Annotated in this window: 10 protein-coding genes; 5 read left to right on the plus strand and 5 right to left on the minus strand. The window is 67.9% G+C overall.

Going from position 1 to position 14248, the window contains the following annotated elements; all coding sequences use genetic code 11:
- Window positions 1-203: 203 nt before the first annotated feature.
- The 4 genes from CJEDD_RS10180 (at window position 204) to CJEDD_RS10195 (ending at window position 7295) form a co-directional block, all read left to right on the plus strand.
- Window positions 204-4766 carry an ExeM/NucH family extracellular endonuclease gene (locus CJEDD_RS10180; RefSeq protein WP_273657508.1) on the plus strand — a complete coding sequence of 1521 codons (4563 nt, stop codon included), beginning with the start codon at window positions 204-206 and terminating at the stop codon, window positions 4764-4766.
- A 99-nt stretch (window positions 4767-4865) separates the two neighbouring features.
- Entirely contained in the window at window positions 4866-5795 is a 930-nt protein-coding gene (locus tag CJEDD_RS10185; RefSeq protein ID WP_042409941.1) for a metal ABC transporter solute-binding protein, Zn/Mn family, read from the plus strand.
- Between the two features lie 10 nt (window positions 5796-5805).
- On the plus strand, window positions 5806-6477 hold the full coding sequence (locus CJEDD_RS10190) for a metal ABC transporter ATP-binding protein (protein ID WP_042409938.1): 672 nt from the start codon (window positions 5806-5808) through the stop codon (window positions 6475-6477).
- Entirely contained in the window at window positions 6474-7295 is an 822-nt protein-coding gene (locus tag CJEDD_RS10195) for a metal ABC transporter permease (protein WP_042409936.1), read from the plus strand. The genes CJEDD_RS10190 and CJEDD_RS10195 overlap by 4 nt, the downstream gene beginning before the upstream one ends.
- Here the strand turns inward: CJEDD_RS10195 and CJEDD_RS10200 are convergent.
- Genes CJEDD_RS10200 through CJEDD_RS10210 form a run of 3 tightly spaced genes read right to left on the minus strand, consistent with a single transcriptional unit; the run spans window position 7277 to window position 10984 of the window.
- On the minus strand, window positions 7277-7951 hold the full coding sequence (locus CJEDD_RS10200) for a DUF2334 domain-containing protein (RefSeq protein ID WP_042409933.1): 675 nt from the start codon (window positions 7949-7951) through the stop codon (window positions 7277-7279). The two genes, CJEDD_RS10195 and CJEDD_RS10200, sit on opposite strands and share 19 nt — an antisense overlap.
- Before the next feature lie 52 nt (window positions 7952-8003).
- Window positions 8004-10091, minus strand: coding sequence for a S9 family peptidase (locus CJEDD_RS10205; protein ID WP_273657509.1), 2088 nt, complete (start codon window positions 10089-10091; stop codon window positions 8004-8006).
- Window positions 10088-10984 carry a phosphoribosylaminoimidazolesuccinocarboxamide synthase gene (locus CJEDD_RS10210; protein ID WP_042407085.1) on the minus strand — a complete coding sequence of 299 codons (897 nt, stop codon included), beginning with the start codon at window positions 10982-10984 and terminating at the stop codon, window positions 10088-10090. The genes CJEDD_RS10205 and CJEDD_RS10210 overlap by 4 nt, the downstream gene beginning before the upstream one ends.
- Before the next feature lie 19 nt (window positions 10985-11003).
- Between CJEDD_RS10210 and CJEDD_RS10215 the strand changes: the two genes are divergently transcribed.
- Window positions 11004-11531, plus strand: a complete 528-nt coding sequence (locus CJEDD_RS10215) for a hypothetical protein (RefSeq protein ID WP_042407083.1) — start codon at window positions 11004-11006, stop codon at window positions 11529-11531.
- Between the two features lie 16 nt (window positions 11532-11547).
- On the opposite strand, the gene purB is transcribed toward CJEDD_RS10215, so the two are convergent.
- Window positions 11548-12921, minus strand: coding sequence for an adenylosuccinate lyase (gene purB / locus CJEDD_RS10220; protein ID WP_420536347.1), 1374 nt, complete (start codon window positions 12919-12921; stop codon window positions 11548-11550).
- A gap of 59 nt (window positions 12922-12980) precedes the next feature.
- Window positions 12981-14240, minus strand: a complete 1260-nt coding sequence (gene purD, locus CJEDD_RS10225) for a phosphoribosylamine--glycine ligase (protein ID WP_042407082.1) — start codon at window positions 14238-14240, stop codon at window positions 12981-12983.
- Window positions 14241-14248 lie beyond the last annotated feature (8 nt).

Consider the following 14248-nt stretch of genomic DNA (forward strand, 5'->3'; position numbering starts at 1 on the left):
GTTGAACGACCTTTGTCGTACGGCCGTCAGTATATCGGACGCCCCGACACCGCCAGAAAACCTCGCCGACCGGCGAAAAGTAAACGGCAGGTGAATTCTTAGAAAACCCTGTTTTCTGGCCGAGCGCATTCTCAGTTTTGGCGCTACCTTATCGGCACTCCGTTCTCCGGATTCTCCGATTCTTTCCTCCGAAAGGACTTTTCATGCGCGCATCCAACCGCCGAGCGCTGAGCTCGGCGTTTATCGTTGCCCTCGCTGCCGGCACGGTCACTGTCGCAGCACCCTCCGCGTCCGCTACCCCGGCAGGCGACAACGTCGTCATCAACGAGGTCTACGGCGGCGGCGGTAACTCGGGCTCGGCCTACTCCAACGACTTCGTCGAGCTGTACAACCCGACCGACCACGACATCGACGTCACCGGGTGGGTTCTCGACCAGCAGTCCACTACGGGTAAATCGGGGTCGACGACGTCGTTGAATGGTGCCGTACCAGCTGGCGGGTACTACCTGATTAAGGGAAAAGCCGGTGCAAACAGCACAGGCGATCTGCCCGATGCGGAAGCCGAAAATGCGAGAATGGATTTCGGGGCGAAGGGAGCCATCGCTGTCCTGACTAGCCCAGCGGGCGAGGTTGACCGCGTCGCCTGGGGTGGCGCAACCGATGCGAATTCCGAGACTAAACCAGCAGGAGCGACGGACAACACAACCTCCGTTCAGCGTAAGGAAGACGGCAAGGACACCGACGACAACAGTGCGGATTTTGAGGTCGCTGCCCCGACCCCGAAGGAGCGTCGCAAGTCTGGCGACCCGACCCCCACCGATCCGACCACGGACCCGCAGCCGGCTGACCCGAAGCCGCAGTCCGAGATCACCCCGATCGCCGAGATCCAGGGCACCGGTGCCGAGTCGCCGCTGCAGGGTAAGACGGTGACCACCGAAGGCGTCGTCACGGCGGTGTACGACGAGGGTGGCAAGAACGGCTACTTCCTCCAGACCGGCGGCACCGGCACGGCGAAGAACCCGGGGGATGCCTCGGACGGCATCTTCGTCTATTTGGGCAAGGATCCTGCCCCTGGGGATTATCCGAAACGCGGCGAGTCCCTGCAGGTGACGGGCAAGGTGAGCGAGTTTTTCTCGCAGACGCAGATCACGCAGGCCTCGAAGACCGTGCTTGCGCAGCCCTTCGCGGCGCCGAAGGCCGTCGAGATCGACACCCTGCCCGCCGGGGACGAGGCACGCGAGCCGTACGAGGGCATGCTTGTCCGCGTCAAGGGCCCGTACACGGTCACCGACAACTACCAGCTCAACACCACCGGCGACCTCGGGCTGGCCCCCGGGACGCAAGCGCACCGCAACCCCACCGACGTGATCAATCCCGACGTCGACAACGTCGCCGCCATGAACGCGAAGCAGCAGGCCGAGGTTGTGTACCTCGACGACGGGCGCACGCGCAACTACTTCCGAACGGACAAGAACACTCCGCTGCCGTACCTCGTCACCTCCGACGGTGGCGTGAAGTCCATCCGCACCGGCGACCAAGTCGACTTCCAGACGGACGTCGTCGTGGACTACTCCTTCGACCACTGGCGCTTCCAGCCGCTCCAGCCGATCACTGGCAAGAACACCGCGGGTGAGCTGCCGATCACGTGGGAAGATTCGCGCGCTGCGTCGTACGACGTACCGGACCAGGTGAAGGGCGATTACAGCATCGGCTTCTTCAACGTCCTCAACTTCTTCACCTCGCTGGGCAAGGACGAATCCGGCTGCAAATCCTACACGGACAAGAACGGCACCCCAGTCGGCACGAATAACTGCACGGTTCGCGGTGCGTATTCCCAAGAGGCGTTCAACGACCAAAAGGCAAAGATCGTCACCGCCATCAACAAGCTCGACGCCAAAGTGCTTGGCCTGTCCGAGATTGAAAACGACGCGTCCGTCACGGGCGACGTCTCCAAGCGCGACGATTCGCTGAAGAAGCTTGTCGACGCCCTGAATGCAGCTGCGGGCACTAATAAGTGGGACTACGTCAAGTCCCCGACGCAGCTCGGCACCGATGAGGACGTTATCCGCGTCGCGTTTATCTATCAGCCGGCGAAGGTGAAGCCGGTTGGCGAATCCCGTATTTTTGACGACTCCGCTTTTACGGGTGTCGCGCGCCAGCCGCTGGCCCAGGAATTCGACACCGTCGACCGAGACGACGATGACAACTTCGTCGCCGTGGTCAACCACTTCAAGTCCAAGCGCGCGATCGACAGCGACCCAGACGGAGGCGATGGTCAGGGCGGCGGAGCAAACCTTCGCGCCGCACAGGCCCAGGCACTGCTGGACCACTTGGAAAAGCAGGACGATTGGACCGGTAAGCCGACGTTCCTCATCGGCGACTTCAACAGCTACACCATGGAGAACTCGCTGAGCACGATCGAGGGCGGCGGCTTCACCTCGGTGCGCAGCGAGAAGGACTTCCCGCAGGAGTCCTACCAGTACGGGGGCCAGCTGGGCACCCTCGACCACGTTTTTGCAAACGAGGCAGCCAGGGGGTTGGTGCAAGATTCCGCCGTGTGGAACATCAACGGCGACGAGTCGGCCGCCTTCGAGTACTCCCGTCGCAACTACAATGCCCAGGACTTCATCGACCCGCTGAACATTTCGGATTCGAAGCTTTACGGCTACGGCAACCCGTTCCGTTCCTCCGACCACGACCCGGTGAAGGTCGGCTTCAGCGCGAAGCTCGATCAAACGGATGCGCAGAAGTACGATCCGCAGGCCGGCGACGAAGTCACAGTTGATCAGGGTGACGCACTGCCCGATGCCAAGTCTGCTGTCAAGGACGCGGACAAACTACCGGCAGGCACCACGTTTGAGTGGGCTGCTCCGGAGAACACCGATACGATTGGTGATGGCCAGAAGGGCAAGGTGACCGTCACATACCCGGACAAGAGCACCGACACCGTCGATGTCGTCGTGAATGTGAAGCCGAAGGCGCGCTTCATTGTGAAGGCAGCGATCAACGACGAGGGCGAGCTCGTTGTCACCTACGACAACGGACGCGAGGAAAACCTCGGCAAGGTCACTGGCGCGGACGGCGCCCAGGGCCCGAAGGGCGACAAGGGTGCCGACGGCAACGACGGCAAGGACGGCGCCCAAGGCCCGAAGGGCGACAAGGGCGACAAGGGCGACGACGGCAAGGACGGCGCCCAAGGCCCCAAGGGCGACAAGGGCGCCGACGGCAAGGACGGTGCCCAAGGCCCCAAGGGCGACAAGGGCGACAAGGGCGCCGACGGCAAGGACGGTGCCCAAGGCCCGAAGGGCGACAAGGGCGACAAGGGCGACGCCGGCAAGGACGGCAAGGACGGCGCCCAAGGCCCGAAGGGCGACAAGGGCGACGCCGGCAAGGACGGCAAGGACGGCGCCCAAGGCCCGAAGGGCGACAAGGGCGACAAGGGCGACGACGGCAAGGACGGCAAGGACGGTGCCCAAGGCCCGAAGGGCGACAAGGGCGACAAGGGCGACAAGGGCGACAAGGGCGACGCCCAAGGCCCGAAGGGCGACAAGGGCGACAAGGGCGACGCCGGCAAGGACGGCAAGGACGGCGCCCAAGGCCCGAAGGGCGACAAGGGCGACAAGGGCGACGCCGGCAAGGACGGCAAGGACGGTGCCCAAGGCCCGAAGGGCGACAAGGGCGACAAGGGCGACGCCGGCAAGGACGGCAAGGACGGTGCCCAAGGCCCGAAGGGCGACAAGGGCGACAAGGGCGACGCCGGCAAGGACGGCAAGGACGGTGCCCAAGGCCCGAAGGGCGACAAGGGCGACAAGGGCGACGCCGGCAAGGACGGCGCCCAAGGCCCGAAGGGCGACAAGGGCGACAAGGGCGACGACGGCAAGGACGGCAAGGACGGCGCCCAAGGCCCGAAGGGCGACAAGGGCGACAAGGGTGCCGACGGCAAGGACGGCAAGGACGGCGCCCAAGGCCCGAAGGGCGACAAGGGCGACAAGGGCGACGACGGCAAGGACGGCAAGGACGGCGCCCAAGGCCCGAAGGGCGACAAGGGCGACAAGGGTGCCGACGGCAAGGACGGCCGCGGTGTGAAGGCGTTCGAGGTCAACGACGAGGGTCACCTGGTCGTCACCTACACCGACGACACGACCGCTGACCTGGGTAAGGTCACCGGCGACGCAGTTAATGGCACCGACGGCAAGGACGGCCAGCGCGGTGAGAAGGGCCAGCAGGGCAAGCCTGGCACCGACGGCAAGGACGGCAAGGACGGCAAGGACGGTCGCGGCATCGCTGAAGCTGCTGTCAACGAGAACGGCGAGCTCGTCCTCACTTTCACCGACGGCGAGACCCAGAACCTCGGCCGCGTCGCAGGTGCGGACGGCCGCAATGGCAAGGACGGCGAGAAGGGTGCCGACGGCAAGAACGGCCAAAACGGCAAGGACGGAAAGAACGGTGCCGATGGCAAGGACGGCGCTAACGCCCCGGCCGCAGACGGCTCCAGCGTGAGCGACCGTTGTCTCCCGGCAGTCGGCCTCATGGCCCTGCCGCTGCTGGCGCTCATCCCGCTCGGCCTCGCCACCACGATGGACATCCCGGAGCTCGCCCCGGTGAAGGAGCAGCTCGACCGCGCCGGTGCCTCGGTGCGCGAGCAGCTGAACATCTCCGAGGAGACGCAGCAGATGGCTGGCGGCGTTGCAGGTACGGCGCTCGCCATTGCGGCGATCGCGGCCCTCGCGGCGATCTGCAACCCGAACAGCGGCTCCTCTAAGTAGCCCCACCTAACGCAACCCCACCCCGGGCTTCCGGGGCGGGGTTTTGCTTTACCCGCGCGCGAATTGAAAACTATTTCCATTAATGCTTAACTCTTCCTTATGCGAAATCGTTTTCATTTCCGTCCCATTACCCTCACAGCCGCCCTTGCGCTGGCTGGTGCTTCGGTTGCCGCGTGCTCGTCGACAAGCGATGGCAACGACCCCTCCGGCGCCGCGGACATCGTCGCCACCACGAACGTCTGGGCCGACGTCGCCTCGGCGGTGACGGGCAAGGACGTGGAAGCGATCATCACCGGGGACGCGGTGGACCCGCACCACTTCGAGCCGTCCGCCAAGGACCTCGCCCGCATCCGCGACGCGGGCACCGTCGTGGCCAACGGCGGCGCCTACGACGCCTCCCTGTACACCGTCGCGGAGCAGGACCGCATCGTCCACGCCATTCCGCTTCTCGACGCTGAAGAGGCCCACGACCACGAGCACGACCACGAGCACGACCACGGCGACCACCTCCCCGACTCGCTCGACGAGCTGGAGCACGCCTGGTTCTCGCCGGAGAAGGTGCGCGAGGTCGCTGACGGCGTGGCGGAGAAGGCGGGTGGGGATGCCGGAGGCGTCGATACGCGAATGCGCGATGCGGAGGCCAAGCTGAAGAGCTTGCCGCACGTGCACGTCGCGATGACGGAACCGATCGCTGGCGGCCTGATCTGGGGCACCGAGCTGCACGACATCACGCCCGAGGACTACCTCAAGGCGAGCCTGAACCACCAGGAGCCATCCGCCGCGGCCGTCGCCGCCTTCCTCGAGCAGCTGGAAAACGGTGAGGTGGACATGCTCTTTGTCAACCCCCAGAGCACGAACAGCGCGACCCAGCGGCTCGCCGACGCCGCGCGGGAGCATAATGTTCCCGTTGTTGAAATCCGGGAGACGCCCCCGGCCGGCCAAAACTTCCTCGACTACTTCGAGCAGATCGTGGACCAGATCGCGGACATCGCCGCGCACGCCGAGCCGAGCGGCCACCACGACCACTAGGCAGGCCCCCTTGATCGCTGAGCTTCGCAGCGCCTCCGTCGACCCGCTCTGGCACGGCATTGACCTCGCCGTGGAGCCGGGCGAATTCCTCGCGGTCCTCGGCCCGAACGGCGTGGGCAAATCAACGCTGCTGGGCACGATGATGGGCACGCGCAAGCTCACCGGCGGGTCCGTGAGCGTCCGCGGCCGCGTCGGTTTCATCCCGCAGCAGCACATGTTCCCGAAAGACTTACCGGTGCGCGGGCGCGACCTCGTCTCACTGGCGATGGGGCGGCGGGCGCGGCCGGAGGACGTCGATAAGCAACTCGCCTCCGTGGGCGCTAAGGCCTTCGCCGACCGCCGCGCGGGGCTGCTCTCGGGCGGCCAACAGCAGCTCATCCGCCAGGCGCAGGCGTTTTCGCAGGATCCGGAGCTGTTGCTTTGCGACGAGCCCCTGCTCTCCCTCGACCCCGCCCGCGCGCGCGAGACCGTAGCCCGGCTGAGCGAGCACCCCGCAGCGGTCGTGTGCGTCACCCACTCGATCAACCCGGTGCTCGGCGTGGTCGACCGCGTCCTCTACATCGGCCCGGAGGGGCACGTGGTGGGCAGCGTGGGCGAGGTGATGCGCTCCGAGGTGCTCAGCGAGCTCTACGGCACACGCGTGGACGTGCTCGAGGTCGACGGAAGGATGGTGGTCCTGTGAGCGCATTCTGGGCGGATACGTCCTACCTACTCAGTCAGGGGTTCGTGCAGACGACGCTCCTCGCGTGCGCGCTGCTGGGGATCCTCTCCGGCGTGATGGCGCCGCTGATCGTGCTCCGGCAGATGTCGTTCTCGGTGCACGCGACGAGCGAGCTGGCACTGATGGGCGCCTCCGCGGCGCTGTTGTTCGGGCTCAACGTCGGCTTCGGGGCGGTGGCGGGCGCAGTGGTCGCGGCGCTCATGCTGGCGGCCCTCGGGCTGAAGGGGCAGCAGGACTCCGCGGTGGGCGTGGCCATGAGCTTCGGCATGGCGCTGTCCGTGCTGTTCATCCACCTCTACCCGGGCAACTCGAACCGCGCGCTGGCGCTGCTCACCGGCCAGGTCGTGGGCGTGTCCGGGCAGAACGTCGTGCTGCTCGGGGTGACCACGGCGCTCGTGGTGGGCGTCGTCCTGGCGTTGTGGCGGCCGCTGCTGTTCTCGTCCGCGGACCCGGTCATGGCCGCCGCGTGCGGGGTTCCGGTGCGCGCGATGGCGCTACTGTTCGCCATGCTCGTGGGCATCGCCTCGGCGCAGTCGGTGCAGATCGTCGGCGCGCTGCTGGTGATGTCGCTGCTGATCACGCCCGGAGCGGCCGCCGCCCAGGTGACGGCGAACCCGGTGCGCGCGGTGTGGCTGTCGGTGCTTTTCGCCGAGGTGGCCGCGGTCGGCGGCGTGGTCCTCTCCCTCGCCCCTGGCGTGCCGGTGAGCGTGTTCGTCGCGTTTCTCTCGTTCGGGATCTACCTCGTCTCCCGGGTGATCGGCTACCTGAAGTCGCGGTAGTCCGCAGGCTGCGCGCCCGCCCCCACGGCGGCGACGGCCGCGGCGAGGAAGTCGCGGCGCACCTTCTTCTCCCCCAGCTCGCGGCCGGAGACGGACAAGCGGATCGTGTTGCCCTTCGCGGCGCCGCGCTCGGCGGCCTTGATCACGTTGCGGCGCCACCACTTCGCGGCGCCGTAGCCCTCGCCCACCGACAGGTTGCGGGCTCGCGCGAACCCGCCGGTGTCCAGGCTGTAGATGCCGCGTGTGGACGCCGCCACGGAGAAGTCAAATTCCGGCAGCACCTCGAGCGTGCCGTCGGACATGCGCCAGCGCGGCGGCGCGAACATGTCGAGGTCGAAGCCGAGGGCCGACATCTGACGGGTCGCGCCCTTGAGCCGCAGCCGCGCCTCGTGGGCACCGAGGTTCGCGAACTCGGAGCGGCGCCCCTGCACGGGCTGGTCGAAGCCGTTGAGCAGCAAAGCGCGCCCGGCGCGTTGCTCGGTGAGCCACCCGCGGGTGGTCGTGTCCTTGGCCAGGTGCCACTTCTTGTCGATATGCGGCGCCACCAGCAGCGACACCGGCACCTCCTCGCGGTCGAGGTCGCGGACCAAACCCGCCACGTCCTTCAGCGTCGCGTCGAAGATGGAGGAAATGGAGACAAGCAGGCGGCCGGGCATAAGGGAAATTATCGCACAGAGCGGGGTCGCGCGCGCGGTTGTCGGCGAGCGGCTACGCCTCCACCGCCCCGGATTTCACCAGCGTCCACGCGTACTCAAACGCGGTCTGCTTCCACTTCGCGTAGCGGCCGGACACGCCGCCGTGCCCTGCGGACATCTCCGTTTTCAGCAGCACCTCGCCGCCGGTGGCCACCTCGCGGAGCTTCGCCACCCACTTCGCCGGCTCCACGAACAGCACGCGCGTGTCGTTCAGGCTGGTCACGGCGAGGATGTCCGGGTAGTCCTGCGCCACGACGTTCTCGTACGGGGCATACGCCGCCATGTAGTCGTACACCTCGGGATCGTGGTACGGGTCGCCCCACTCCTCCCACTCGCCGACGGTGAGCGGGAGCTCCGGCTTCAAGATGGAGGTCAGTGGGTCGACGAACGGCACGATCGCCTGGATCCCGGCGAACTTCTCCGGCGCCATGTTCGCCACCGCGCCCATGAGCAGCCCACCCGCGGACCCGCCCTCGGCCACCATGTGGTCGTAGGTGGTGTATCCCTGCTCCACGAGCGCGTCGGCGCAGGCGATGAAGTCGGTGAACGTGTTCGCCTTGTGCAGCATCTTGCCGTTGTCGTACCACGCGCGGCCCATCTCGCCGCCGCCGCGCACGTGGGCGCAGGCCCAAATCATGCCGCGGTCCAGCAGCGACAGCCGCGACACGGAGAACCCCGGGTCGGTCGAAGACTCGTACGAGCCGTAGCCGTAGAGCAGGGTCGGCGCTGGCGTATCGACGCCCTTTCGGCGCACCACGCTCACCGGAATCTCCGCGCCGTCCTCGGCCCGCGCCCACACCCGGAACGCCTCGTAGTCGTCCGCGTTGTAGCCGCCCTCGACCTCCTTCTCCTTGAGCAGCGTCATCTCCCCGGAGGCCACCGTGTAGTCCAGCACCTGCGACGGTTGGGTGAAGGAGGAGTAGCCGATGCGCACGACGGGCGCGTCCCACTCCGGGTTTCCGCCCAGGCCCACGGTGTAGAGCTCCTCGGAAAACTCGAGCTCGGTGAAGTCCCCGAAGGCGTCGCCAAGCATCGCGACGGCGAGCCGCGGGATGCCGCCGCGGCGGTACCCCATGAACATGAAGTCGCGGTAGGTGTCCACGCCCTCGATGCGCACGCTGTCGGAGTGCTCCACCAGCACGTCGAGCTCGCGCAGCGGCGGGTACGCGCCGACGGGCACGGTAGCCACGCAGAAGTTCGCCCCGTGCGCGTTGTGGGTGACCACCCAGTGCTCGCGGCCCGCGACGACGGCGAGGTCCGGGTGGTACTCGACGCCCTCCTCGCGCGGCCACATCACCTTGAACTCCCCGGCCGGGTCGGACATCGGCAGCACGCGGTATTCCGAGGTCAGCGAGGAGGACGCGGCGATGCACAGGTAGCGCTCCGCGCGGTCGGCGCCGACGCCGACGCCGAACTTCTCGTCCGCCTCCTCGTAGACCAGCACGTCCTCGGCGGCGTCCGTGCCCACCTGGTGGCGCCACACCTGGTACGGCCGCCAGGCGTCGTCGACGCGCACGTAGAACAGGTAGTCCTCCCCCGCCCAGGTCGCGCCGTAGAACACGCCCTCGAGCCGGTCCTCGAGCAGCTCGCCGGTCTCGAGGTCCTTGATCCGCAGCGTGAAGCGCTCGTCGCCCGCGGTGTCGTAGGAGTAGGCGAGCAGCCGGCCCGACGTGGACACCGAGGACGCGCCGAGGGAGAAGAACTCGTGGCCCGCGGCGAGCGTGTTGACGTCGAGAAGCACCTGCTCACCCGGCATCTCCTCGCCGACTTCGGGCGGGGTCCACGGGTCGCCCGCGACCGGCACGCGGCACGAGATGCCGTAGTCCTTGCCCTCGAGGGTGCGGCCGTAGTACCACCAGTCACCCTGGCGCTGCGGCACGGACATGTCCGTTTCCTTGATGCGGGACTTGATCTCGCCGTAGACGTCGTCCACGAGCCCGGACCAGGCTGCGGTCCGGGACTCGGTGTACGCGTTTTCCGCCTCGAGGTACTCGATGACCTCGGGGTTGTCCTTATCCCTCAGCCACTCGTAGTCGTCCACGAACTCGCGGCCGTGGAACGTCCTGGTGATGGGGTGCTTCGCTGCCTGTGGTTCCCTCACGCGGCCTGCCCCGGCCACTCGGAGAAGCGGCGGCCGCTGAGACGCTCGTACGCCTCGATGTAGCGGTCGCGGGTCGCCTCCACCACGGATCCGGGCAGCTCCGGCGGCATGCTGCCGTCCGAGCGGTCCCACCCGGACTTCGGCCCGGTGAGCCAGTTGCGCACGTACTGCTTGTCAAAGCTGGGCTGGTCCTTGCCCTCCTCGTAGCCGTCTGCCGGCCAGTAGCGGGAGGAATCCGGGGTGAGCACCTCGTCGGCGAGCACGAGCTGGCCGTCCCCGTCGAGGCCGAACTCGAACTTCGTGTCCGCGAGGATGATGCCCTTCGACTCCGCGTACTCGGCGGCGCGGGTGTAGATGTCCAGCGTCGCGTCGCGCAGGCGGCCGGCGAGGTCCGCGCCGAGCTTGCTGGCGACGTGCTCGAACGTCACGTTGACATCGTGCTCGCCCTGCTCCGCCTTCGTCGCCGGGGTGAAGATCGGCTCGTCCAGCTTGGATGCTTCTTTCAGCCCCTCGGGCAGCTTCACGCCGCAGATGCGGCCGGTGGCGTCGTACTCCTTCTTCCCGGAGCCGGTGAGGTAGCCGCGGGCGACGCACTCGAACGGCACCATGTCCAGCTTCTTCACCACCATCGCGCGGCCGAGCACGTCCTCCGGGATGCGCTCGTCGTCGATGGGGCCGGCCAGGTGGTTCGGCACGTCCGACAGCAGGTCGAAGAAGAACATCGAGGTGGCGGTGAGGATCCGGCCCTTGTCCGGGATCGCTGGCTCGAGGGAGAAGTCGAACGCCGAAATGCGGTCGGTGGCCACCATGAGCAGGGTCTGGTCATCCACCTCGTAGATTTCGCGGACCTTGCCGCCGGAGATGTGTGCGTAATCGGAAAGCTCTGGACGCATGCGCGTTAGTATATTCGGCGTGATAAAACGCGCGACCGCAGTCCTGCTCCCCCTCGCGCTGGTCGCGTGCGCTGCGCCTTCGGCGTTCGACGGCGAGATGCCGGACTTCACCGCCTCGCGCGACGGGGCGACCTTCCGCTTCGGGCAGACCGCGAAGGTGGTCACGGAAGACGTCCGCTACCACGTCCCCGTCCAGTGGGAAATTACGGTCGACTCGCCCGACTCCGAGCGCGCACCCCGCAGCGCGAAGGAAGCAATGGACATCGTCTGCTTCCCCGTCACGTTCACCCCGGTCGCGGTCGGGGACTTCCCCGTCGACGTCACCGTCGCCCTGCCGAAGCTTTCGCCTATCGACGGCGACCTCGCCGCGAACGAGGCCGACCCGGCCTACTGCGGCGAGTCCGACATCTCCGGCTACACGCCCGACCTCAAGGCCGGGGAGCACTACACGGGCTACGTCGCGTCGTGGTCGGGCACCGCCGACCGCGGGATCGTGGGCTCCGGCGTCGAGCTGTCCACGCCGGAGACCACGCTCACCTGGAAGTAGGCGCCGGAACCAGGCGCTACAGGATGTCGCCGGGGGTGTAGGCGGCGGCCTCCGGATGGGCGTCGATACGCGACTGCACCCGCGCGAGCACCCGGTCCACCTGGGACTCCGCCGCCCCGATGAACGCGTGGCGGTCGGCGAGCGCCGCCTCGAGCTGGGCCTGATCGAGCGGGAGGCGCTCGTCGGCGGCGAGGCGCTCGACGAGGTTCTGCTCCGCGCCGTGCTCGCGCATGTCGAGCGCCATCGCGACGGCGTTCTCCTTGATCACCTCGTGCGCCGTTTCGCGCCCGACGCCCGCGCGCACCGACGCCATGAGGATGCGCGTGGTGGCCAAAAACGGCAGGTAGCGGTCGAGCTCGCGGTTGATCATCGCGGGGAACGCGCCGAACTCGTCGAGGACGGTGAGCATGGTCTCCAGCTGGCCGTCGATGGCGAAGAACGCGTCCGGCAGCGCCACGCGGCGCACGACGGAGCAGAACACGTCGCCCTCGTTCCACTGCTGGCCGGCGAGATCCGCGACCATGGTGAGGTAGCCGCGCAGGATCACCTGGAAGCCGCAGACGCGCTCGCAGGAGCGCGCGTTCATCTTGTGCGGCATGGCGGAGGAGCCGACCTGGCCCTCCTTGAAACCCTCGGTGACCGTCTCGTTGCCGGCCATGAGCCGGATCGTGGTGGCCAGCGACGACGGGCCCGCGCCGAGCTGCACGAGCGCGGACACGACGTCGAAGTCGAGCGAGCGCGGGTAGACCTGCCCGACGGAGTCGAAGATCCGGTCAAACCCGAGGCCGTCCGCGATGCCGTGCTCCAGCTCCGCAAGCTTTGCCTCGTCCCCACCCATGAGGTCGAGCATGTCCTGCGCGGTACCCATCGGACCCTTGATGCCGCGCAGCGGGTAGCGCTCCAGGAGCTCCTCGATGCGCTCGACCGCGACGAGGATCTCGTCCGCGGCGGAGGCGAAGCGCTTGCCCAGCGTCGTCGCCTGCGCCGCCACGTTGTGGGAGCGCCCCGCCATGACCAGGCTCTTGTACTCCCCTGCGCGGTTGCCCACGGCCTTGAGCAGCGCGACCGCCTTGTCGCGCGTGAGCTCGAGCGACTGCCGGATTTGCAGCTGCTCCACGTTCTCGGTGAGGTCGCGCGAGGTCATTCCCTTGTGGATCTCCTCGTGCCCCGCGAGCGAGTTGAACTCCTCGATGCGCGCCTTCACGTCGTGGCGGGTCACCTTTTCGCGCTCGCTTATCGACGCCACATCCACGTGGTCAATGACCCGCTCGTAGTCCTCGATGGCGCCCTCGGCCACCTCGACCCCGAGCTCCTTTTGTGCCTTGAGCACCGCGATCCACAGCTGGCGCTCGAGCACGATCTTGTGCTCCGGCGCCCAGATCGTCGCCATCTCCGGCGAGGCGTAGCGGTTGCTCAGGACGTTTGCGTTGTTCGGTTTCACGGGCTTCATCATAGGGAGATGGCCCCCTCGATCGCGGGGCGGGCGATGTCCTTGCGGTAGAACGAGCCCGGCAGCTCGATGCCGCCGATGACCTCGTACGCGTCCGCTACCGCCTCCTCGAGGGTCGCGCCGTGGCCGACCGCGCCGAGCACCCGGCCGCCGGACGCGAGGTAGTTCCCGCCCTCGAGCCCGCCCTCGAGTGCCGTGCCCGCGTGGAGCACCTTCGAGGCGTCGTCGAGCGCGTCGCCGGTGATCACGCCGCCGGTCTTCGCCGCCTGCGGGTAGCCCTCCGCGGCGAGCACGACGAGGGCGGCGTAGCCGTCCTTCCACTCCAGCGGGCCAACCTCGCCCAGACGCCCCTCGGCGACGGCGAGCAGCACGTCCGCGAGCGGGGTTTCCAGCAGCGAGAGCACCGCTTGGGTCTCCGGGTCCCCGAAGCGGGCGTTGAACTCCACCACCGCCGGGCCCTCCGGCCCCCACGCGGCGCCGATGTAGAGCAGCCCCTGGTACGGGGTGCCGCGGCGCACCATCTCGGCGGCGACGGGGTGGGCGATCTCGTCCACGATCGTCTGCACCCCGTCCTCCGGCAGCCACGGCAGCGGGGCGTAGGCGCCCATGCCACCGGTGTTCGGGCCCTCGTCGTTGTCATAGGCGCGCTTGTGGTCCTGCGCGGGCTTGAGCGGTACGACCGTCTCCCCGTCCACCAGGCAGAACAGGGAGACCTCCGGGCCCTCGAGGAAGCTCTCGAACAGCACCGGGTTGCCGGCGTTCAGCACGGCCTCGGCGTGGGCGCGCGCCTCTGCGCGGTCCTCGGTGACCACGACACCCTTGCCGCCGGCGAGCCCGTCGTCCTTGACCACGTAGCGCGGGCCGTACTCGTCCAGCGCCGCCGCGAGGTCGTCGGCGGACTCGACGCGCGTCGCCGCCGCGGTGCGCACGCCGGCGGCGGCCATGACGTCTTTCGCAAACGCCTTGGAACCCTCGAGCTGCGCGGCCGCCTTGGTGGGGCCAAACACGGGAATCCCAGCCTCGGCGAGCGCGTCCGCGGCGCCCGCCACGAGCGGTACCTCGGGGCCGATAACGACGAGCTCCGCGGCGACGTCGCGGGCCAGCTCCACGATGGCTTCCGGGGAGGCGACGTCCACCGGACGGACCGTCGCCAAGCGAGCCATGCCCGCGTTGCCCGGCGCGACCGTGAGCTCGTGTCCGTGCATTGCGTGCAACAGGGCGTGTTCGCGGCCGCCCGAGCCGATGACAAGGATGCGCATGTCCCCCA

The sequence above is a fragment of the Corynebacterium jeddahense genome (assembly GCF_028609865.1).
GTDB lineage: Bacteria > Actinomycetota > Actinomycetes > Mycobacteriales > Mycobacteriaceae > Corynebacterium > Corynebacterium jeddahense.

Coding starts and splice junctions, on each gene's coding strand:
- CJEDD_RS10180 (WP_273657508.1), top strand. CDS start 204: ATGCGCGCATCCAACCGCCGAGCGCTGAGCTCGGCGTTTATCGTTGCC.
- CJEDD_RS10185 (WP_042409941.1), top strand. CDS start 4,866: ATGCGAAATCGTTTTCATTTCCGTCCCATTACCCTCACAGCCGCCCTT.
- CJEDD_RS10200 (WP_042409933.1), bottom strand. CDS start 7,951: ATGCCCGGCCGCCTGCTTGTCTCCATTTCCTCCATCTTCGACGCGACG.
- CJEDD_RS10210 (WP_042407085.1), bottom strand. CDS start 10,984: ATGCGTCCAGAGCTTTCCGATTACGCACACATCTCCGGCGGCAAGGTC.
- purB (WP_420536347.1), bottom strand. CDS start 12,921: ATGGCGACGATCTGGGCGCCGGAGCACAAGATCGTGCTCGAGCGCCAG.
- purD (WP_042407082.1), bottom strand. CDS start 14,240: ATGCGCATCCTTGTCATCGGCTCGGGCGGCCGCGAACACGCCCTGTTG.